Genomic DNA, 18,171 nt, shown 5'->3' on the forward strand with positions numbered 1-18,171 from the left:
CGGTGTCGGACGATTGCCGGCCAGCGGCCGGCACTACCGTCAGTCTTCTTCCGGCGGCAGTACGATGGCGTCGTCGTCGATGGCCAGCTTGCCGGCCATCAGCACGGCCTGGGTGCGGTTGGTTACGCCGAGCTTGCGCAGGATGGCGGTGACGTGGGCCTTGATCGTCGCTTCGGAGACGTTGAGGTCGTAGGCGATCTGCTTGTTCAAGCGGCCAGCGCCGAGCATCTGCAGGACACGGAACTGCTGCGGGGTCAGCTCGCGCAGGCGCTGGCCGACTTCGCGTTCTTCGCTGCCGGTAGGCGGCACGTTGTGCGCTTCCGGCGGTGCCCAGGTCTCGCCATCGAGGATGGCGCCCAGCGCATGGCCGATGGTGTCCGAATCCGCAGACTTCGGAATGAAGCCCAGCGCACCGTGGTCGAGCGCGCGGCGCATCACCGTGGCCTCCTCACGTGCGGACACCACCACCACCGGCAGGTGCGGGTGCAGCGAGCGCATGTGCACCAGCGCGTTGAAACCCTGCGCACCGGGCATGTTGAGGTCCATCAGGACCAGGTCGGCGTCGTTGTGCTGGTCGGCCAGCGCGTACAGCGCTTCCACGCTGTCGGCCTCGAACAGCTGCACGCCGGGGATGACCCGCTGCACGGCTCCACGCAGGGCTTCGCGGAACAGCGGGTGGTCATCGGCAATCAGGAGGGTGGTCATGGTCGGGGGGAACCGTGGGGGAAACCAGATGGGGTCAGAGCCCTTTCCTGGTGGAAAGGGATCCGACCCCGGGTTCTGCATCAGCGCACCTTGCGCTCGTCCACCAGCGATGCCACCACCGACGGATCGGCCAGGGTCGAGGTGTCGCCGAGCTGGTCCGGCGCGTTTTCGGCAATCTTGCGCAGGATGCGGCGCATGATCTTGCCCGAGCGGGTCTTCGGCAGGCCCGGTGCCCACTGCAGGTGGTCCGGTGTGGCGATCGGCCCGATCTCCTTGCGCACCCAGGCGATCAGCTCCTTGTGCAGTTCATCGCTCGGGGCCTCTTCGGCCACCAGGGTGACGTAGGCGTAGATGCCCTGGCCCTTGACGTCGTGCGGGAAGCCCACGACCGCCGCTTCGGCCACCTTCGGATGCGAGACCAGCGCGCTTTCCACTTCGGCGGTGCCGATGCGATGGCCGGACACATTGATCACGTCGTCGACGCGGCCGGTGATCCAGTAATAGCCGTCTTCGTCGCGGCGGCAACCGTCACCGGTGAAGTAGCTGCCCGGGTAGGTGCGGAAGTAGGTATCGATGAAGCGCTGGTGGTCGCCGTACACCGTGCGCATCTGGCCCGGCCAAGAGTCACGGATGATCAGGTTGCCCTCGGTCGGGCCGTCCTGGATCTCGCCATCGGCATTGACCAGCGCCGGCTGCACGCCGAAGAAGGGCAGGGTGGCCGAACCGGGCTTGAGGTCCATCGCGCCGGCCAGCGGCGAGATCAGGATGCCGCCGGTCTCGGTCTGCCACCAGGTATCGACGATCGGGCAGCGGCTGTCGCCGACCACTTCGTAGTACCAGCGCCAGGCTTCCGGATTGATCGGCTCGCCGACGCTGCCGAGCAGGCGCAGCGACGCGCGCGAGGTCTTCTTCACCGGCTCCTCGCCTTCGCGCATCAGCGCACGGATGGCGGTCGGGGCGGTGTAGAAGATGGTCACCTTGTGCTTGTCGATGACGTTCCAGAAGCGCGAGGTGTCCGGGTAGTTCGGCACGCCTTCGAACATCAGCGAGGTCGCACCGTTGGCCAGCGGACCGTACACGATGTAGCTGTGGCCGGTAACCCAGCCGACGTCGGCGGTGCACCAGTAGATGTCGTCCTCGCGCAGGTCGAACACCGCTTCATGGGTGTAGGCCGCATACAGCAGGTAGCCGCCGGTGGTGTGCAGCACACCCTTCGGCTTGCCGGTGGAACCGGAGGTGTAGAGGATGAACAACGGGTCTTCCGCGTTCATGCGTTCCGGTTCGCAGGTGGACGGCTGGCTGTCCACCACATCGTGGAACCAGCGGTCGCGCGGGGCCTGCATGTCCACGGCACCGCCGGTGTGGCGCACCACCAGCACGGTTTCAACCGTGTTCGTGCCGGGCAGCTTCAGCGCGGCATCGACGTTGGCCTTCAGCGGAATCCTGCGGCCACCGCGCAGGCCTTCGTCGGCGGTGATGATCAGCTTGCTCTGGCAGTCGCTGACACGGTCGGCGATCGAGTTCGGCGCGAAGCCACCGAACACCACCGAGTGGATCGCACCGATGCGCGCGCAGGCCAGCATGGCTACTGCGGCGTCGACGATCATCGGCAGGTAGATGGTGACGCGGTCGCCTTTCTTGACCCCAAGGTTGCGCAGCGCATTGCCGAGGCGGCAGGTGCGCTCATACAGTTCGCGATAGGTCACGTGCTGGGCCGGTGCATCCGGGCCGTCCGGCTCGAACAGCAGGGCGGTCTTGTCGGCGCGCGTTTCCAGCTGGCGATCCAGGCAGTTCACGCTGGCATTGAGCTCGCCATCCTCGAACCACTTGATGCGGAAGTTGGACAGGTCATAGCTGACGTTCCTGATCTTCGCCGGCTTGCGCATCCATTGCAGGCGCTCGGCGGCCTTGCCCCAGAATCCATCCGGATCGGCCACCGACGCCTGGTACTGCTGTTCATAGGTCTTCTTGTCGATGCGTGCCTTCGCGGCGAACTGCGGATCGACGGGGTAGATATCAGCCATGGCACCCTCACTTGCACGTTGACTTTGTATGTGCGGTCGCAGCATTGCAACGACCGATCCCCCTCAGTTTGCCCCATCCACCCCCGGCCGCGTCACCACCCTGGTTAGACCATGGTCGAAAGTGAGCGCCTTGCAGGCCCGGGTTCGACCAATGGCGAATAGCCGCTATACATAATCGCCCCGCAGTCTCGGCTCGACCGTGCCCCACGCGCGGCATCACCTTGCCACTTGGGAGAGAGGGCAACATGAGCCACCGTACGTTGAAAGCCGTGCGCACACCTTTGGCGGCCTGCCTGCTGGTCGCCCTGGTCGCACCGGGCATGGCGTTCGCAGAGACCGCCAAAGAGAAGGCACTGGAAGCACGCGTTGCCGAACTGGAACGCCAGGTCCAGCTGCTGCTGTCTTCGCAGCAACAACAACAGACCCAGATCAGCCAGACCCAGCAGGCCGTGACCGAAGTGCGCACGGTGCAGGCCGAGCAGAAGCCGGTCGCACAGGTGCCGGCCGGCAAGCAGCCGATCCAGGTCACCACCCTCACCCCGGGCGCCGCGCCGGGCACCACGGTCAAGATCGGCGGCTTCATCAAGGCCGACTTCCTGGCCACCCAGACCAGCGATGGCCAGCTGGCCGACGACGCCACCGGCCGTTCGCTGTACCTGCCGGGCCAGACCCCGGTCGAAGGCGCTGGCGGCAGCGGCAAGCGCTCGGGCACCGATTTCAACGCCCATGCCAAGTTCTCGCGCTTCAACCTGGGCATCGACAACGTCAGCGAATCGGGCAACAAGGCCGGTGCGTTCTTCGAGATGGACTTCTTCGGCAACTCGCTGGGCAACCAGACCGCCACCAATACCTACGGTGTGACCCTGCGCCACGCCTACATGTACTGGAACAACTGGCTGGCCGGCCAGACCTGGTCCAACTTCATGGACGCGGCCGCACTGCCCGAAGCGGTCGACTTCGTCGGCCCCACCGACGGCGTGATCTTCGTGCGCCAGGCGCAGGTGCGCTACACCCAGGGCGGCTTCAGTGTCGCACTGGAAAACCCGGAAACCACCACCCTCACCGGCACCCGCAACCCGGTCACCGGTGCCTGGACCAACGCCAGCGCCAACTCCGACCGTGGCAGCCTGCCCGACCTGACCCTGCGCTATGGCTGGAAGGGCGACTGGGGCACCTTCGGCGTCGGCGGCATCGTCCGTCAGCTGAAGGTCGACAACCAGGCCACCGGCGCGAAGGCCGACAAGGTGGCCGGCGGCCTGACCCTGGGCGGCAAGTGGGTGATGGGTGACAGCGATTCGCTGCACTACCAGCTGACCGGCGGCGAAGGCATCGCCCGCTACATCGGCCTGGGCATCACCGCCGACAGTGCCTACGACGTGGCCCGCGACGAGCTCAACCCGACCGGCGTGCTGGCCGGCTACGTCGGCTGGCGGCATGCGTTCTCGCCGAAGCTGCGCACCAACCTGATCTACGCGCGAAGCGACTACGACAACGACAGCATCCTCGGCCCGCTGGTGACCAAGAGCGTGCAGAGCGTCCGCGGCAACATCTTCTATTCACCGCTACCCAAGGTCGATATCGGCGCCGAGCTGATGTATGGCCGTCGCGAAGTGGAGAACGGCAACAAGGGTGACATCACCCGGTTGCAGTTCACTACGAAGTACAGCTTCTAAGAGCGTGCCGGCCAGCGGCCGGCACCTACCGAGATGGGGTGCCGGCCAAGGTCGGCATCTACCGAATTGAGTGCCGACCAACGGTCGGCACCCACCAACAACGATTGCTTCGGAGGGGAAGCGTCCCATGTCCAGTACACCCAGCACCGCACATAAAGCGGGCACCCTGACCAAGGGCCACAAGAAGGTCATCTTCGCCTCGAGCCTCGGCACGGTCTTCGAGTGGTATGACTTTTTCCTGTACGGCTCGCTCGCGGCCATCATCGCCAAGCAGTTCTTCAGCGGCGTCAATGAAACCACGGGCATGATCTTCGCCCTGCTGGCGTTCGCCGCCGGCTTCTTCGTGCGTCCGTTCGGCGCGGCCTTCTTCGGCAGCCTCGGCGACCGCATCGGCCGCAAGTACACCTTCCTGGTCACCATCCTGATCATGGGCATCTCGACCTTCCTGGTCGGCGTGCTGCCCAACTACGCATCGATCGGTTTTGCCGCACCGGTGATCCTGATCATCCTGCGCCTGGCCCAGGGTCTGGCGATGGGCGGCGAGTACGGCGGTGCCGCCACCTACGTGGCCGAGCACGCGCCGGACGACAAGCGCGGTCTGTACACCAGCTTCATCCAGTGCACCGCCACGCTGGGCCTGTTCCTGTCGCTGCTGATCATCCTGGCCTGCCGCATGACGCTGGGCAACGAGGCGTTCGAGGCCTGGGGCTGGCGCATCCCGTTCCTGGTGTCGATCCTGCTGCTGGGCATTTCGGTATGGATCCGCCTGCAGCTGAGCGAATCGCCGCTGTTCCAGCAGATGAAGGCTGAAGGCAAGGGCTCCAAGACCCCGTTCCGCGACAGCCTGAAGGGCGGCAACCTGAAGCTGATGTTGCTGGTCCTGCTCGGTGCAGCGGCTGGCCAGGCCGTGGTCTGGTACGGCGGACAGTTCTACGCGCTGTTCTTCCTCAGCAGCATGCTGAAGGTCGATGCCACCACCTCCTACCTGCTGATCGCCGCAGCGCTGGCACTGGGCACGCCGTTCTTCATCTTCTTCGGCTGGCTGTCCGACCGCATCGGCCGCAAGAAGATCATCCTGGCCGGCTGCCTGCTGGCGGCCATCACCTACATCCCGATCTTCAAGGGCCTGACCCACTTCGCCAACCCGGCCATCGAAGAAGCGCGCAGCAGCTCCCCGGCACTGGTCGTCGCCGATCCGGCCACCTGCTCGTTCCAGTTCGATCCGGTGGGCCTGCGCAAGTTCACCAGCTCCTGCGACGTGGCGACCGCCGCGTTGACCAAGGCCGGTGTGCCGTACGACGTGCAGCCCGCCGCCGCCGGTTCGCTGGCGATGGTGAACGTGGGCAGTGCCAGCGTCACCTCGTATGAGGCCGCCGGCCTGACCAAGGAAGAAGGCAAGGCCAAGGCCGATGCGTTCGGCGCGGAGCTGAAGACCGCCCTGACCTCTGCCGGCTACCCGGCCAAGGCCGATGGCGCCCGCATCAACATCGCCGGCACCATCTTCATGCTGTGGCTGCTGGTGCTGTACGTGACCATGGTCTACGGCCCGATCGCCGCCTACCTGGTGGAACTGTTCCCGACCCGCATCCGCTACACCTCGATGTCGCTGCCGTACCACATCGGCAACGGCTGGTTCGGTGGCTTCCTGCCGGCGATCTCGTTCGCACTGGTGGCCGGTACCGGCAACCTGTACTACGGCCTGTGGTACCCCATCATCATCGCGCTGATGTCGGTGGTGATCGGTGGCCTGTTCCTGCGCGAGACCAAGGACGTGGATATCACCAAGTAGGAATGATGTTCACCGGATGAAGGAAAGGCCGCGGTGCAGACCGCGGCCTTTTCTTTTCCCTGTAGCGCCGAGCCATGCTCGGCGATCGCGCAACGCGCGGCACAGAGTTCCGCAGACGCGAACAGACAGCGCTCAATGCCGTCGATGTGTCCGCGCTCGGCGTTCAGGCCGACTGCCGCGACATCCATGGACTGCTCGCTGGCATCGGAAGCTCCGGCCACGAGAAGACATCCGGTCAGAAATGCAAATACGCGTCGCATCCACGCATGTTATTGGAGGTGGGACACTACCTTCAGCGCGCTGACGTCGTGCGGCAATGAAACAAGTACGAATCTACATATCAGCCCAGTATTTGATCGTATCGGTGCGGGATGACGTATCCAGCCACACGGAAGACGGGGGCTTCTAGCAAGAACTGCCAACCTCTGACGCAAATGGCCCGAACTTCCTTTGTTCGTCAGTGCGTCCCATAGCATGAGTGACTCATCGAATCGGATCTGGGCATGCGCAGCGTACTTCTGGCAGTGATCCTCACTGTCTCAGCGTCAGCGGCTGGCGCAGAAACGCATGTAGCTGCCGACGATGCGACACGGCATGGAAGCCTGCGAGTCGAGGAAAGATCGCCCGTGATCAAACAGCTATGCAAGACAGAGACAGTCTGGCTGTCCTGGAACAACGCCGTACCAAACGCAACACTGGTGACCTGCGATTGCAGCTGCACATCGCATGACAACTCAGGATGGCTTGTCGAGGCGCAACCGGAAGTCGACACCTATCGGGTGCATCGAGTCTCTCTCGGCAAGGTTTTCAGTCCCACGGAGTTCCGTCGGGCTGGTGCGCGGATTCAGGACATCGTCTCGTCGCATCCGTGGTGCTCAGGCGCCAAACCGAGCATGCCGACGAATGCCGTGTTTGCGACGTTGGTGAAGCAGCCCACGGAATCGGGCGATGAGCCTTACTGCTTTACGCCCCACTTCTTCGTAGGTGATCCAAAAGCCCCCCTGAGAAGAACTCCAGTTTCGGGCGAACAGTTCTTCGACGCGCCCGCAGCAGAATCGGCGCTGATCGCGCGGGAGGTCGAGATGCTGCGTGACTGGAGGCGGGAGTTTGCGCCTGAGTAGGGCCTTGGTGCCCTCGGACAAGAAATGAGGGCTATACATTATGGAGTTTCAATGATGTTTGTTTTGAAGCGCGTGGCGCTGGCATTTCTTGCTGGCCCACCTCTGCTCTTGTCTGCCTACGCTGTGGAAGCCAGCGCGATCTATGGCGTCAACCACACCCATTGGGCGATCAACCGGTTCAGTGTCGATGGCCGTTCGGCGATTGACATTATTGGTCCGTATCAAGGTGGCGGTGGAGGGTGCTGCTACATGGCCCCAGATCAATGGCAACCAGGAACGATGGTACGGGTCGATTGGGAAACGGGGGTAGGAGGCTCAAAAGGATTTCCTGGATTTGCTGATGAGGCGAAGTACGACGCCTGGCTGCAACAAATTGAGGCACAAAAGCGTTACCACAGCAAAATCGTCGCCGTCCCGGATTACACCAACCAGAATGTCTGCGGCATCACTGTACATTTCCTGCCCTGCGATGAGATTCAGGTCACCACTTCCTGTTACGCCTACGGCAGCCCCGAATACCCGATCAAGATTCCGCTTGAGTTGCCAGAACCGCAGTCTTGCCCGGCACAACCTACCGACCAGCAGAAGACGTAGTGATGGACGGGTTTGCATGAGGGGGTGAACGCATGCAAGGCGGTCGGGAGGGGTCCGAATGAGACCCCGTGCCACGGCGTGAAGGTTGGCATGCGAGCCGGGCACGGGTCGACCCTACAATCGGCCCATGACCACCACCGCCCCAGCCGACCTTCCCGCCCTCCTGCACACCCTGCGCAGCGCCTGGCAGTCGAGGCGCCCGTCGCTGAACCAGCGCGAGAAAGACCTGCATCGCCTCCGCGAAGCGCTGAAGCCACGCCTGGACGAAATGGCCACGGCCATCGCCGAGGACTTCGGCCACCGCGCCCACACCGAATCGAAACTGGCCGATGGCATGAGCGTGCTGTCGGCCATCGACCACCTGCGCCGCCACCTGCGGCGCTGGTCGAAACCGCAGCGTGTGGGCGCCGGCTGGCGGCTGTGGCCAGCGCGCGCGCAGTTGCGGCCGACGCCGCTGGGTGTGGTCGGGGTGATCTCGCCATGGAACTATCCGGTCACCCTTGCCCTGGTGCCGCTGGCCACCGCCATCGCCGCTGGCAACCACGTGCTGTTGAAGCCCTCCGAACACACGCCGCGCACCAGCGCGTTCCTGGCCGATCTGCTGGCCAGCGTGTTCCCGCCTGAGCGCGTGGCGGTGGTGCAGGGTGGGGCGGACGTGGCTGCGGCGGTGTCGTCGCTGCCGTTGGACCATCTGCTGTTCACCGGCTCGACGGCCGTTGGCCGTAAGGTGATGGCCGCCGCCGCCGAGCATCTGGTGCCGGTCACGCTGGAACTGGGCGGCAAGTCGCCGGCGATCGTCTGCCGCGATTTCCCGCTGGACAAAGCCGCCGCGCGGCTCGCCACCGGGAAATGGTTCAACGCCGGGCAGACCTGCATTGCGCCGGATTACGTGCTGATCGACACCGCGCGCCAGCGCGAGTTCGTACAGGCGCTGCAGCAGCAGGTGCGCGAGCGCTATGGCGGCTTCAGCGATGCCGACGACTACACCCGCATCATCAATGAAGGCCAGTACCGGCGCCTGCAGGGCTATCTGGCACAGGCGCGGCAACGCGGCGTGCCGGTGATTCCGCTGGCGCAGGTGGATGACGCGCGCGCCGACCGCGAGCGCCTGCTGGTGCCGACCGTGGTGCTGGACCCGCCGGACGACCTGGACCTGATGCGCGAGGAGATCTTCGGGCCGATCCTGCCGGTGCGGGCCTATCCGGATCTGGAGGCGGCGCTGGCCGACGTGCTGTCCCGTGACCGGCCGCTGGCGCTGTATCCCTTCAGCCACGACCGCGCGACGGTGGAGCGCATCCTCGGCCAGGTGGTGGCCGGTGGGGTGACGGTGAATGACACGCTGCTGCATTTCGCCGCCGATGGCTTGCCATTTGGTGGGGTGGGGGCCAGCGGCATGGGCGCGTACCACGGGCGGGCCGGGTTCGATGCGATGAGCAAGCGGCTGCCGGTGCTGTGGCAGTCGCGCTGGGCCGCCAGTGACCGGCTGCGGCCGCCGTATTCGAAGATTGCGGGGTTGTTGAAGCTGCTGCTGCGGTGAACCCTGGCAGGGCGTGGCTCTGCTGAATCAGGGCCCGGCCCGATTCTTCTGTAGAGCCGAGCCCACGCTCGGCTGCTCCTGGCTGGGTGCCGATCAATGCAGCCGAGCGTGGGCTCGGCTCTGCACGGGAATCCGGCCCGAGCCCCATCCCGGCCACCCGGGTAGAATGCCCCCATGAAAATCGCCTCGTGGAACGTCAATTCGCTCAATGTCCGCCTGCCGCACCTGGAGCAGTGGCTCAAGGACTTCGGCCCGGACATCGTCGGCATCCAGGAAACCAAGCTGGAGGACCACAAGTTCCCCGATTCTGAGCTGATCGCCGCCGGCTACCGCAGCGTGTTCGCCGGCCAGAAGACCTACAACGGCGTGGCGCTGCTGTCGCGTGAGCCGGCGCAGGACGTGCAGATCGGCATTCCCGGCTTCGAGGACGAACAGAAGCGCGTCATTGCCGGTACCTTCGGCGACCTGCGGGTGATCAACCTGTACGTAGTCAATGGCCAGGACATCGGCACCGACAAGTACGAGTACAAGCTGCGCTGGCTGGACGCGGTGCACGCGTGGATCGCGCAGGAACTGCAGCGGCACCCGAAGCTGATCGTGATGGGGGACTTCAACATTGCCCCGGACGCACGCGACGTGCACGACCCGGAGGTGTGGAACGACAACCACATCCTGACCTCCACCGCCGAGCGCGGTGCATTGAACAAGCTGCTGCAGCTGGGGCTGCACGATGGCTTCCGCCTGCACAACGACGAGGCGGGTACCTTCAGCTGGTGGGATTACCGCGCCGCCGGCTTCCGCCGCAACCTGGGCCTGCGCATCGACCTGACCCTGGTTTCCGATGCGCTGAAGAGCGGTGCGGTGGCTTCGGGCATCGACCGCGAGCCGCGCACCTGGGAACGCCCGAGTGACCATGCGCCGGCCTGGGTGCAGTTGGGTTGAGTTGAGGTAGCGCCGGGCCATGCCCGGCGAGCGCAGCGGCGGCAGGGTGACGCCGGGCATGGCCCGGCGCTACCCCCAGATCACCGTATGCTCTTGCGGGTGAACAGGTTGACGATCGCCAGCAGGATCACCGCACCGATCAGCGAGAACAGGAAGGTGCGGATGGTGATCGCTTCGTTGATGCCACCGCCGAACAGCCAGCCGGAAATCAGCGCGCCGACGATGCCGACCACGATGTTGAGGATGATGCCCTGCTGGGCATCGCGCTTCATGATGATGCTGGCCAGCCAGCCTACGATGCCGCCGACGATCAGCCAGATGATGATGCCCATGATCGAACCTCCGGTGGGGAACTGTGACCAGTTGACGCGCACGGCTGTGAACCCGTCGTGCAATTGCGTGATGGGCGCGTGCGGATGAGCCTGCCAGCCACCCTCGACGGCCCCTGGCGCTTCGGCCCCGTGACGGTCTGGCGCTGCCCGCACGTGCCGGGCCAGCGCGGTGAACCGCAGGCCCGGCAGGTACTGGCGCAGGCGCTGGGCACCGATCCGCAGACGCTGCCACTGGTCCGTGACGACAAGGGCCGGCCGGAGCTGAGCGGCCCGTTGGCCCACTACGGGACCGGCTGGAGCCACAGCGGTGAGGTGCTGCTGGTGGCGCTGGGCGAAGGCGTGCGGCTGGGCGTGGACCTGGAACTGCTGCGGCCGCGGCCTCGTCTTCTGGAAATCGTGCGGCGCTTCTTCCACCCGCAGGAGGCGGCCTGGCTGGAACGCCTGGACGAGGCCGACCGCGAGCACTGGTTCTTCCGCGTGTGGTGCGTCAAGGAGGCGATCCTGAAGGCGCACGGCCAGGGCATCTCGTTCGGCCTGCACCGCCTGCAGCTGGCGCCGGGGGCCGATGGCGCCCTGCACCTGCGCTGGTGCGACCCGGAACTGGGCGAGGCCGCGCGCTGGCACCTGCACGAATGGCAGGCCAGCGGCCAGTTCCGTGCGGCGTTGGCCTGGTATCCGCACTGAAGCGGGGAATCAGCGCGCAAAACCGGCGATAATGGCGGCATGAGCGAACACCCACTTCCCGCCAGCGTGGCTGCCACGCTGGAACAGGGCCTGGCCAGGATGGGCCTGGACGCCGCGCTGGCGCCGCCGCTGCTGCGCTACCTGGCCCTGCTGCACCGCTGGAACGGCACCTACAACCTCACCGCCATCCGCGACCCGCAGGAGATGGTTACCCGCCACCTGCTCGATTCGCTGGCGATGCAGCCGTTCGTGGCTGATGGCAGCCTGGCCGACCTCGGTACCGGTCCCGGGTTGCCGGGCATCCCGCTGGCGATCGCCTGCCCGGGCCTGCAGGTCACCCTGGTCGAGAGCAACGGCAAGAAGGCGCGCTTCATGCGCGAGGCCGTGCGCCAGCTCGGCCTGGGCAATGCCCGCGTGGCCGAATCGCGCGCCGAGGCGCTGGACGAGGCCGGCCGTTATGACCAGCTGACCGCCCGCGCGATGGACACCCTGGCCGGCATCGTCCGCGTCGGTGGCCACCTGCTGCGGCCCGGCGGCGTGCTGCTGGCCATGAAGGGCGTCTACCCGCATGAGGAGATCGCGGAACTGCCGGCTGGCTGGCAGGTGCGTGAGGTGACCCCGCTGAGCGTGCCCGGCCTGGCCGGCGAACGCCACCTGGTCACCGTTACAGGTCCCTGATTCCCGCCGCCAGCCCTTTGTGGAACAACGGGTTGGCGATCCACGATTTCCGCAAGGGGCCGGTTGTACGCATAATGACCGGTCCCAACCATCCGTCGACGAGGCACACCCGCATGGCCCGCATCATCGCCATCGCCAACCAGAAGGGTGGCGTCGGCAAGACCACGACCGCCGTCAACCTGGCCGCTTCCCTGGCCAACGCACCCAAGCGCGTGCTGTTGGTCGACCTGGACTCGCAGGGCAACGCGACCATGGGCAGCGGCGTGGACAAGCGTGAGCTGGCGGCCTCCACCTGCGATCTGCTGCTGGGCGAGAACAGCGCCGCCGATGTGCGCGTGCAGACCGCCGAAGGCTACGACCTGCTGCCGGGCAACATCGACCTGACCGCCGCCGAGATCCAGCTGATGGGCCAGAGCGAGCGCGAGCAGCGGCTGAAGCGCGCGCTGGCGCCGATCCGCGACGAGTACGACTACATCCTGATCGATTGCCCGCCGGCGCTGTCGCTGCTGACGCTCAACGCGCTGGCCGCCGCCGATTCGGTGATCGTGCCGATGCAGTGCGAGTACTACGCACTGGAAGGCCTGAGCGCGCTGGTGGAAACCATCGAAGCGCTGCGCACCAGCCTGAACCCCGCGCTGGAGATCGAAGGCGTGCTGCGCACCATGTTCGACGTGCGCAACAACCTGGCCAACGCAGTGTCGGCCGAGCTCACCGAGCACTTCGGCGACCGCGTGTTCCGCACCATCGTGCCGCGCAACGTGCGCCTGGCCGAGGCACCCAGCCATGGCCAGAGCATCGTCGGCTACGACCGCGCCTCGCGCGGTGGCGTGGCCTACCTGGGCCTGGCCGGCGAGATCATCCGCCGCAACAACGAACGCAACAAGGCCGGCAAGGCCGTGGAGACCGTCTGATGACCAGCAGCAAGCCGGCAGCCAAGAAGCGAGGCCTCGGCCGTGGCCTGGACGCGCTGCTGGGCCCGAAGGGCGCGGTCAGCCAGGTGCAGGCCACCACCGCGGTGATCGAGCCGCTGCCGGGTGAAGTGCTGCGCAAGTTGCCGGTCGGCCAGCTGCAGCCGGGCAAGTACCAGCCGCGCCGCGAGATGGACGAGGGCAAGCTGTCCGAGCTGGCCGACTCGATCAAGTCGCAGGGCGTGATCCAGCCGATCCTGGTGCGCCAGCTGCCGGCGGGCAACTACGAAATCGTCGCCGGTGAACGCCGCTGGCGCGCATCGCAGCTGGCCGGGCTGGACGAAGTGCCGGTGGTGGTGCGCGAGCTGGAAGACCGCACCGTCATCGCGATGGCGCTGATCGAGAACATCCAGCGCGAAGACCTCAACCCGCTGGAAGAAGCCGAGGCGCTGCAGCGCCTGATCAGCGAGTTCACCCTGACCCATGCGGAGGCCGCCGAGGCCGTCGGCCGCTCGCGCGCGGCGGTGTCCAACCTGCTGCGCCTGTTGGAGCTGCCGGTGGCGATCCGGCTGCTGCTGGAAACCCGCCGCCTGGAAATGGGCCACGCCCGCGCGCTGCTGACCCTGGCTCCCGAGCTGGCCGGCAAGCTGGCGCAGGAAGCGGCCGATGAAGGCTGGTCGGTGCGCGAGGTCGAGCGCCGTGCGCAGGCCTTCGCCGCCGGCAAGGTGCCGAGCAACCGCCCGGTGGCGACGCCGAAGGTGCAGCAGGCCGACATCGCCTCGCTGGAAACCGAACTGTCCGAAGCGCTGGGTGCCAAGGTGGCGATCAACCACGGCCGTGGCGGCAAGGGCAAGCTGATCATCCACTACACCGATCTGGACACCCTGGACGGTGTGCTGGAAAAGCTGCGTACGCGCCAGGGCTGAACCCGGCGCCACATCACGCCGGCCGACGCATCCCCGCGACGTCGGCCACGCCGATGGCAGCGGGGTGCTTTGATCGAGACCCGCGATGACCATCCTGCTTACCGGCGCTGCCGGCTTCATCGGTGCCTACACCGCCCGCGCGCTGCTGGAGGCCGGCCAGGCCGTGGTCGGTCTGGACAACTTCAACGATTACTACGACCCGCAGATCAAGCGTGACCGCGTGGCCGCGCTGTGCCCGGCGCTGGACCTGCGCACGCTGGACCTGACCGATAACGAAGGCCTGGCCGCGCTGTTCGACGAAGTGAAGCCGACCGCCGTGATCCATCTGGCTGCACAGGCCGGCGTGCGCTATTCGCTGGAAAACCCGCAGGCGTACGTCGACAGCAACCTGGTCGGCTTCGTCAACATGCTCGAGCTGTGCCGCCACCGTGGCGTGCAGCACCTGGTGTATGCCTCCAGCAGTTCGGTGTATGGCGACTCGGCCACGCCGCCGTTCTCCGAGGACCAGCGCGTGGACCAGCCGCGCTCGCTGTACGCGGCGACCAAGGCGGCCAACGAGCTGATGGCCTACACCTACGCACAGCTGTACGGCCTGCATGCCACCGGGCTGCGATTCTTCACCGTGTATGGCCCGTGGGGCCGGCCGGACATGGCACCGCTGCTGTTCTCGCGGGCGGTGCTGGCCGGTCGGCCGATCGACGTGTTCAACGAAGGCCGTATGCAGCGCGATTTCACACATGTCTCCGACATTGTGTCCGGTATCCTCGGCGCCCTCGCGCATCCGGCCGACGGCCCGGTGCCGCACCGGGTGTTCAACCTCGGCAACCATACGCCGGTCGAGCTGGAGCGCTTCATCAGCGTGATCGAGCAGGCCGCCGGCCGCCCCGCGCAGAAGGTCTACAAGCCCATGCAGCCCGGCGACATGGTGCGCACGATGGCCGATACCCGGCGCGCACATGACGCTTTCGGCTTCGATGCGGTGACCCCGATCGAACAAGGCCTGCCGCCTGTGGTGCAGTGGTGCCGCGAGTATTTTGGTGATCGCGCCTGAGAATGGATCCTCATGCCGCCGGGTTCATCTTCGGATAACCTCGGTTTCGGAGAATGCGCGGTCTTTGTCCCCCCTTTGGCCGAGTGCCTTATGAGCCAACCCGAGCTTTCCGTTGTCGTCCCGGTGTTCAACGAGCGCGACAATGTTGCCCCGCTGGTCGCCGAAATCACCGCTGCGCTGCGTGGCCGGCTGCCGTTCGAGATCGTCTACATCGACGACCACTCGCGTGATGACACCCTGGCGGTGCTGCAGGGGCTGAAGGCAACCACCCCGGAACTGCGCGTGCTGCACCATGTGAACCAGAGCGGGCAGAGCACGGCGGTGCGCACCGGCGTCAAGCATGCGCGGGCGCCGTGGATCGCGACCCTGGATGGCGATGGCCAGAACGATCCGGCCGATATTCCCAAGCTGCTCGCCGCACGCGACGCCGCCGACGCGCAGGTGAAGCTGTTCGCCGGTTGGCGCGTCAACCGGCAGGACAGCAGCAGCAAGCGCTGGGCCAGTCGCTGGGCCAATGCCATCCGTGCGCGCATGCTGCGCGACGACACCCCAGACACCGGTTGCGGCATCAAGCTGTTCGAACGCAGCGCGTTCCTCGACCTGCCGTATTTCGACCACATGCACCGCTATCTGCCGGCGCTGATGCAGCGCGCCGGCTGGAAGACCACCAGCGTGCCGGTCAACCACCGCCACCGTACCGCCGGTGTGTCCAAGTACAACAACCTCGGCCGCGCGCTGGTCGGCATCCGCGATCTGCGTGGCGTGGCCTGGCTGATCACCCGAAGCAAGCGCACCGCGGTGGAGGAGCGCTGATGGATCTGGAGCTTCACTGGCTGGATCAGCCCTTGACCTGGCTGTACTGGACCGGCCTGCATGTAACCGGCTGGAAGCTGATCGGTTACACCGGCGCACTGATGTTCGGCGGCCGCTGGCTGGTCCAGTTCATCGCCTCCAGGCGTGCCGGCAAGCCCGTCATCCCGCGCCTGTTCTGGTACATGAGCGTGATCGGCAGCCTGATGACGCTGAGCTACTTCCTGTTCTCGGCCAAGCAGGACTCGGTGGGTGTGCTGCAGAACCTGTTCCCGGCGTTCACCGCGCTGTACAGCCTGCACCTGGACATCAAGCACCGCGGCTGGAAGCGCGACAAGGCCAGCCACTGAAGCTGCGCCGGGATGCGGTCTGCCGTGGGTAGAGTCGACTGTCAGTCGACTTTGGCGCGGAGCGCGGGCTTTGCCACGTCTGGCCGAAGAGCAGCCGACTGACAGTCGGCTCTACCACGCGCCTGCGGCGCTTGGGCCCCGGCCTGCGGCCGGTTCCCGGTCCTGCCTGCGCTGCAGGCAGGACCTTCGTCCCATGCCATGAGCCGTGGGCGGTGCCATCATCGGGGTCTGCCTTCCCGGGAACCTGTGCTCGTGAAAACCCGTCTTGCTGTTGCCCTGCTGCTCGCCCTGTCCGCCCCCGCCGTGGCGCTGGCTGCACCGCCCGCCACCGCCGCACCGGCCAGCGTGGCCACCGAATCGCCCGCCGACGCCGCCTTCCGTGCGGTGTACGAGAAGGAATGGAAGTGGCGCCAGGATGGCGGCGGCGAGGCCAGCGAGGACGAGGACGCCCCGGCCAATGCCACCCGCATGCCCGACGTCGGCCCGGCCGCGCAGCAGGCGCGCCTGAAGGTGTGGGACGAGACCCTGGCCGCGCTGAAGAAGATCGACCCGAAGACCCTGTCGCCCGACAACCAGGTCAACTACGCGATCTACCGCGACCAGGTGTTCAACCTCGCCGAAGAGGTGCGCCTGCGCGGCTACGAGATGCCGTTCAACGCCGACTCCTCGTTCTGGTCCAACCTGTCCTTCATGGCCCGGCGCGAGATGAAGACCGTACAGGACTACCAGAACTACATCGCACGGCTGAACGATGTGCCGCGTTACTTCGGCCAGCAGACCGAGAACATGCGCGCCGGCCTGAAGCGCGGCTTCAGCGTGCCGCGCGCGGTGCTGGATGGCCGCGAAGTGTCCATCGCCACCGTCGCCGAGCTGAAGGACCCGACCGAATCGCCGCTGTACGCGCCGTTCAAGAAGCTGCCCAACAGCATCCCGGCCGCCGAACAGGCCAGGCTGCAGGCGCAGGCGCGTGAAGCGATCAGCGGCAAGGTGGTGCCGGCGTTCCAGCAGCTGCGCACCTTCTTCGTCAACGAGTACGTGCCGCAGGCGCGCACCACCCTGGCCGCCGAAGCGATGCCCGATGGCAAGGCGTACTACAAGCAGCAGATCCACGAATACACCACGCTGGACCTGTCGCCGGAGGAGATCCACCGCATCGGCCTGGATGAGGTGGCACGCATCCAGAAGGAAATGAACGACATCATCAAGCAGGTGAAGTTCAAGGGCAGCTTCGCCGAGTTCCTGACCTTCCTGCGTACCGATCCGCAGTTCTACGCCAAGACGCCGGAAGAGCTGCTGTCACGCGCCGCGTGGATCTCCAAGCGAACCGATGGCCAGCTGGGCAAGTACATGACGTTGCCGCGCGCGCGCTTCACCATCGTGCCGGTGCCGCCGGACATCGCGCCGTTCTGGACCGCCGGCCGCGGTGGCATGGGCACCTATTGGCTCAACACCTACAACCTGCCGTCGCGCCCGCTGTACAACCTGCCGGCACTGACCCTGCATGAGTCCGATCCGGGCCACGCGTTGCAGGGCGCCATCGCCGCCGAGCAGAAGAACCTGCCCGAGTTCCGCCGCAACGCCTACATCTCCGCCTATGGCGAAGGCTGGGCGCTGTACTGCGAGAAGCTGGGCGTGGAAATGGGCATCTATGAAACCCCGTACGAGGATTTCGGCCGCCTGACCTACGAGATGTGGCGTGCTGCGCGCCTGGTGATCGACACCGGCGTGCACAGCAAGGGCTGGACCCGCGAGCAGGCGTTGGCCTACCTGCGTGACCACACCGCGCTGAGCGAGCATGAAGTGACCACCGAAGTGGATCGCTACATTTCCTGGCCGGGCCAGGCGCTGAGCTACAAGCTGGGCGAGATCGCCATCGTGCGCCTGCGTGCGCAGGCCGAGAAGGAGCTGGGCGACAAGTTCGACATCAAGGGTTTCCACGACACCCTGCTCAAGCAGGGCTCGGTGCCGCTGCCTGTGCTGGAACAGCAGATCCAGGCCTACATCGCCGAGCGCAAGAAGGCCTGACCCGACGCGTCGCCGGGCATGG

The 18,171-nt window shown here is 66.1% G+C and carries 18 protein-coding genes; 15 read left to right on the plus strand and 3 right to left on the minus strand.

Annotated features, from left to right (window positions below):
- Positions 1–39: 39 nt before the first annotated feature.
- The gene (locus AC5P6A_RS08485) at positions 40–705 is read right to left on the minus strand and encodes a response regulator transcription factor (RefSeq protein ID WP_111098071.1); all 666 of its coding nucleotides are present in this window, start codon (positions 703–705) and stop codon (positions 40–42) included.
- A gap of 80 nt (positions 706–785) precedes the next feature.
- Positions 786–2,729, minus strand: coding sequence for an acetate--CoA ligase (gene acs / locus AC5P6A_RS08490; protein ID WP_346715330.1), 1,944 nt, complete (start codon positions 2,727–2,729; stop codon positions 786–788).
- A gap of 245 nt (positions 2,730–2,974) precedes the next feature.
- On the opposite strand from acs, the gene AC5P6A_RS08495 reads away from it, so the two are divergent.
- From AC5P6A_RS08495 to xth, 7 genes are all read left to right on the plus strand, one after another.
- Positions 2,975–4,402: a DcaP family trimeric outer membrane transporter gene (locus tag AC5P6A_RS08495; protein ID WP_058979243.1), complete on the plus strand. Its 1,428-nt coding sequence runs from the start codon at positions 2,975–2,977 to the stop codon at positions 4,400–4,402.
- 127 nt (positions 4,403–4,529) lie between these two features.
- On the plus strand, positions 4,530–6,191 hold the full coding sequence (locus AC5P6A_RS08500; RefSeq protein ID WP_154351652.1) for an MFS transporter: 1,662 nt from the start codon (positions 4,530–4,532) through the stop codon (positions 6,189–6,191).
- A gap of 74 nt (positions 6,192–6,265) precedes the next feature.
- Positions 6,266–6,511: a hypothetical protein gene (locus tag AC5P6A_RS08505; RefSeq protein WP_346715329.1), complete on the plus strand. Its 246-nt coding sequence runs from the start codon at positions 6,266–6,268 to the stop codon at positions 6,509–6,511.
- Positions 6,512–6,694: 183 nt separating this feature from the next.
- Entirely contained in the window at positions 6,695–7,312 is a 618-nt protein-coding gene (locus AC5P6A_RS08510) for a hypothetical protein (RefSeq protein WP_346715328.1), read from the plus strand.
- 54 nt (positions 7,313–7,366) lie between these two features.
- On the plus strand, positions 7,367–7,906 hold the full coding sequence (gene tli1a, locus AC5P6A_RS08515) for a Tli1a family immunity protein (protein WP_346715327.1): 540 nt from the start codon (positions 7,367–7,369) through the stop codon (positions 7,904–7,906).
- Between the two features lie 127 nt (positions 7,907–8,033).
- On the plus strand, positions 8,034–9,443 hold the full coding sequence (locus tag AC5P6A_RS08520) for a coniferyl aldehyde dehydrogenase (RefSeq protein WP_346715326.1): 1,410 nt from the start codon (positions 8,034–8,036) through the stop codon (positions 9,441–9,443).
- A gap of 174 nt (positions 9,444–9,617) precedes the next feature.
- Positions 9,618–10,385, plus strand: coding sequence for an exodeoxyribonuclease III (gene xth / locus AC5P6A_RS08525; protein ID WP_346714989.1), 768 nt, complete (start codon positions 9,618–9,620; stop codon positions 10,383–10,385).
- 80 nt (positions 10,386–10,465) lie between these two features.
- On the opposite strand, the gene AC5P6A_RS08530 is transcribed toward xth, so the two are convergent.
- Positions 10,466–10,717 (minus strand): GlsB/YeaQ/YmgE family stress response membrane protein, encoded by a 252-nt coding sequence (locus AC5P6A_RS08530; protein ID WP_005411656.1) that lies wholly within the window; start codon positions 10,715–10,717, stop codon positions 10,466–10,468.
- Positions 10,718–10,801: 84 nt separating this feature from the next.
- On the opposite strand from AC5P6A_RS08530, the gene AC5P6A_RS08535 reads away from it, so the two are divergent.
- The 8 genes from AC5P6A_RS08535 to AC5P6A_RS08570 all read left to right on the plus strand — a co-directional run bounded on the left by AC5P6A_RS08535 (position 10,802) and on the right by AC5P6A_RS08570 (position 18,149).
- On the plus strand, positions 10,802–11,401 hold the full coding sequence (locus AC5P6A_RS08535) for a 4'-phosphopantetheinyl transferase family protein (RefSeq protein WP_155030362.1): 600 nt from the start codon (positions 10,802–10,804) through the stop codon (positions 11,399–11,401).
- A 39-nt stretch (positions 11,402–11,440) separates the two neighbouring features.
- Complete coding sequence (gene rsmG, locus AC5P6A_RS08540; protein WP_346714990.1) at positions 11,441–12,079, plus strand: 16S rRNA (guanine(527)-N(7))-methyltransferase RsmG; 639 nt, start codon at positions 11,441–11,443, stop codon at positions 12,077–12,079.
- Between the two features lie 113 nt (positions 12,080–12,192).
- Complete coding sequence (locus AC5P6A_RS08545; protein WP_019661751.1) at positions 12,193–12,990, plus strand: ParA family protein; 798 nt, start codon at positions 12,193–12,195, stop codon at positions 12,988–12,990.
- The gene (locus tag AC5P6A_RS08550; RefSeq protein ID WP_005411652.1) at positions 12,990–13,913 is read left to right on the plus strand and encodes a ParB/RepB/Spo0J family partition protein; all 924 of its coding nucleotides are present in this window, start codon (positions 12,990–12,992) and stop codon (positions 13,911–13,913) included. The genes AC5P6A_RS08545 and AC5P6A_RS08550 overlap by 1 nt, the downstream gene beginning before the upstream one ends.
- An 85-nt stretch (positions 13,914–13,998) precedes the next feature.
- Positions 13,999–14,964 (plus strand): NAD-dependent epimerase/dehydratase family protein, encoded by a 966-nt coding sequence (locus tag AC5P6A_RS08555; RefSeq protein ID WP_111102317.1) that lies wholly within the window; start codon positions 13,999–14,001, stop codon positions 14,962–14,964.
- A gap of 90 nt (positions 14,965–15,054) precedes the next feature.
- Positions 15,055–15,777, plus strand: coding sequence for a glycosyltransferase family 2 protein (locus AC5P6A_RS08560; protein WP_019661749.1), 723 nt, complete (start codon positions 15,055–15,057; stop codon positions 15,775–15,777).
- Positions 15,777–16,124 carry a lipid-A-disaccharide synthase N-terminal domain-containing protein gene (locus tag AC5P6A_RS08565; protein ID WP_180876319.1) on the plus strand — a complete coding sequence of 116 codons (348 nt, stop codon included), beginning with the start codon at positions 15,777–15,779 and terminating at the stop codon, positions 16,122–16,124. The genes AC5P6A_RS08560 and AC5P6A_RS08565 overlap by 1 nt, the downstream gene beginning before the upstream one ends.
- Positions 16,125–16,376: 252 nt before the next feature.
- On the plus strand, positions 16,377–18,149 hold the full coding sequence (locus tag AC5P6A_RS08570; RefSeq protein WP_180876321.1) for a DUF885 family protein: 1,773 nt from the start codon (positions 16,377–16,379) through the stop codon (positions 18,147–18,149).
- The last annotated feature ends 22 nt before the right edge of the window (positions 18,150–18,171 follow it).

Source organism: Stenotrophomonas sp. YJH_SMC_20, assembly GCF_059367845.1.

Bases quoted from the DNA above. Each gene is read 5' to 3' on its own strand.
- AC5P6A_RS08560 (WP_019661749.1), top strand. From the start codon at position 15,055: ATGAGCCAACCCGAGCTTTCCGTTGTCGTCCCGGTGTTCAACGAGCGC.
- AC5P6A_RS08505 (WP_346715329.1), top strand. From the start codon at position 6,266: ATGCTCGGCGATCGCGCAACGCGCGGCACAGAGTTCCGCAGACGCGAA.
- AC5P6A_RS08530 (WP_005411656.1), bottom strand. From the start codon at position 10,717: ATGGGCATCATCATCTGGCTGATCGTCGGCGGCATCGTAGGCTGGCTG.
- AC5P6A_RS08565 (WP_180876319.1), top strand. From the start codon at position 15,777: ATGGATCTGGAGCTTCACTGGCTGGATCAGCCCTTGACCTGGCTGTAC.
- AC5P6A_RS08520 (WP_346715326.1), top strand. From the start codon at position 8,034: ATGACCACCACCGCCCCAGCCGACCTTCCCGCCCTCCTGCACACCCTG.
- AC5P6A_RS08500 (WP_154351652.1), top strand. From the start codon at position 4,530: ATGTCCAGTACACCCAGCACCGCACATAAAGCGGGCACCCTGACCAAG.
- xth (WP_346714989.1), top strand. From the start codon at position 9,618: ATGAAAATCGCCTCGTGGAACGTCAATTCGCTCAATGTCCGCCTGCCG.
- acs (WP_346715330.1), bottom strand. From the start codon at position 2,729: ATGGCTGATATCTACCCCGTCGATCCGCAGTTCGCCGCGAAGGCACGC.
- AC5P6A_RS08555 (WP_111102317.1), top strand. From the start codon at position 13,999: ATGACCATCCTGCTTACCGGCGCTGCCGGCTTCATCGGTGCCTACACC.
- AC5P6A_RS08550 (WP_005411652.1), top strand. From the start codon at position 12,990: ATGACCAGCAGCAAGCCGGCAGCCAAGAAGCGAGGCCTCGGCCGTGGC.
- AC5P6A_RS08510 (WP_346715328.1), top strand. From the start codon at position 6,695: ATGCGCAGCGTACTTCTGGCAGTGATCCTCACTGTCTCAGCGTCAGCG.
- AC5P6A_RS08545 (WP_019661751.1), top strand. From the start codon at position 12,193: ATGGCCCGCATCATCGCCATCGCCAACCAGAAGGGTGGCGTCGGCAAG.
- AC5P6A_RS08495 (WP_058979243.1), top strand. From the start codon at position 2,975: ATGAGCCACCGTACGTTGAAAGCCGTGCGCACACCTTTGGCGGCCTGC.
- AC5P6A_RS08485 (WP_111098071.1), bottom strand. From the start codon at position 705: ATGACCACCCTCCTGATTGCCGATGACCACCCGCTGTTCCGCGAAGCC.
- tli1a (WP_346715327.1), top strand. From the start codon at position 7,367: ATGTTTGTTTTGAAGCGCGTGGCGCTGGCATTTCTTGCTGGCCCACCT.
- AC5P6A_RS08535 (WP_155030362.1), top strand. From the start codon at position 10,802: ATGAGCCTGCCAGCCACCCTCGACGGCCCCTGGCGCTTCGGCCCCGTG.
- rsmG (WP_346714990.1), top strand. From the start codon at position 11,441: ATGAGCGAACACCCACTTCCCGCCAGCGTGGCTGCCACGCTGGAACAG.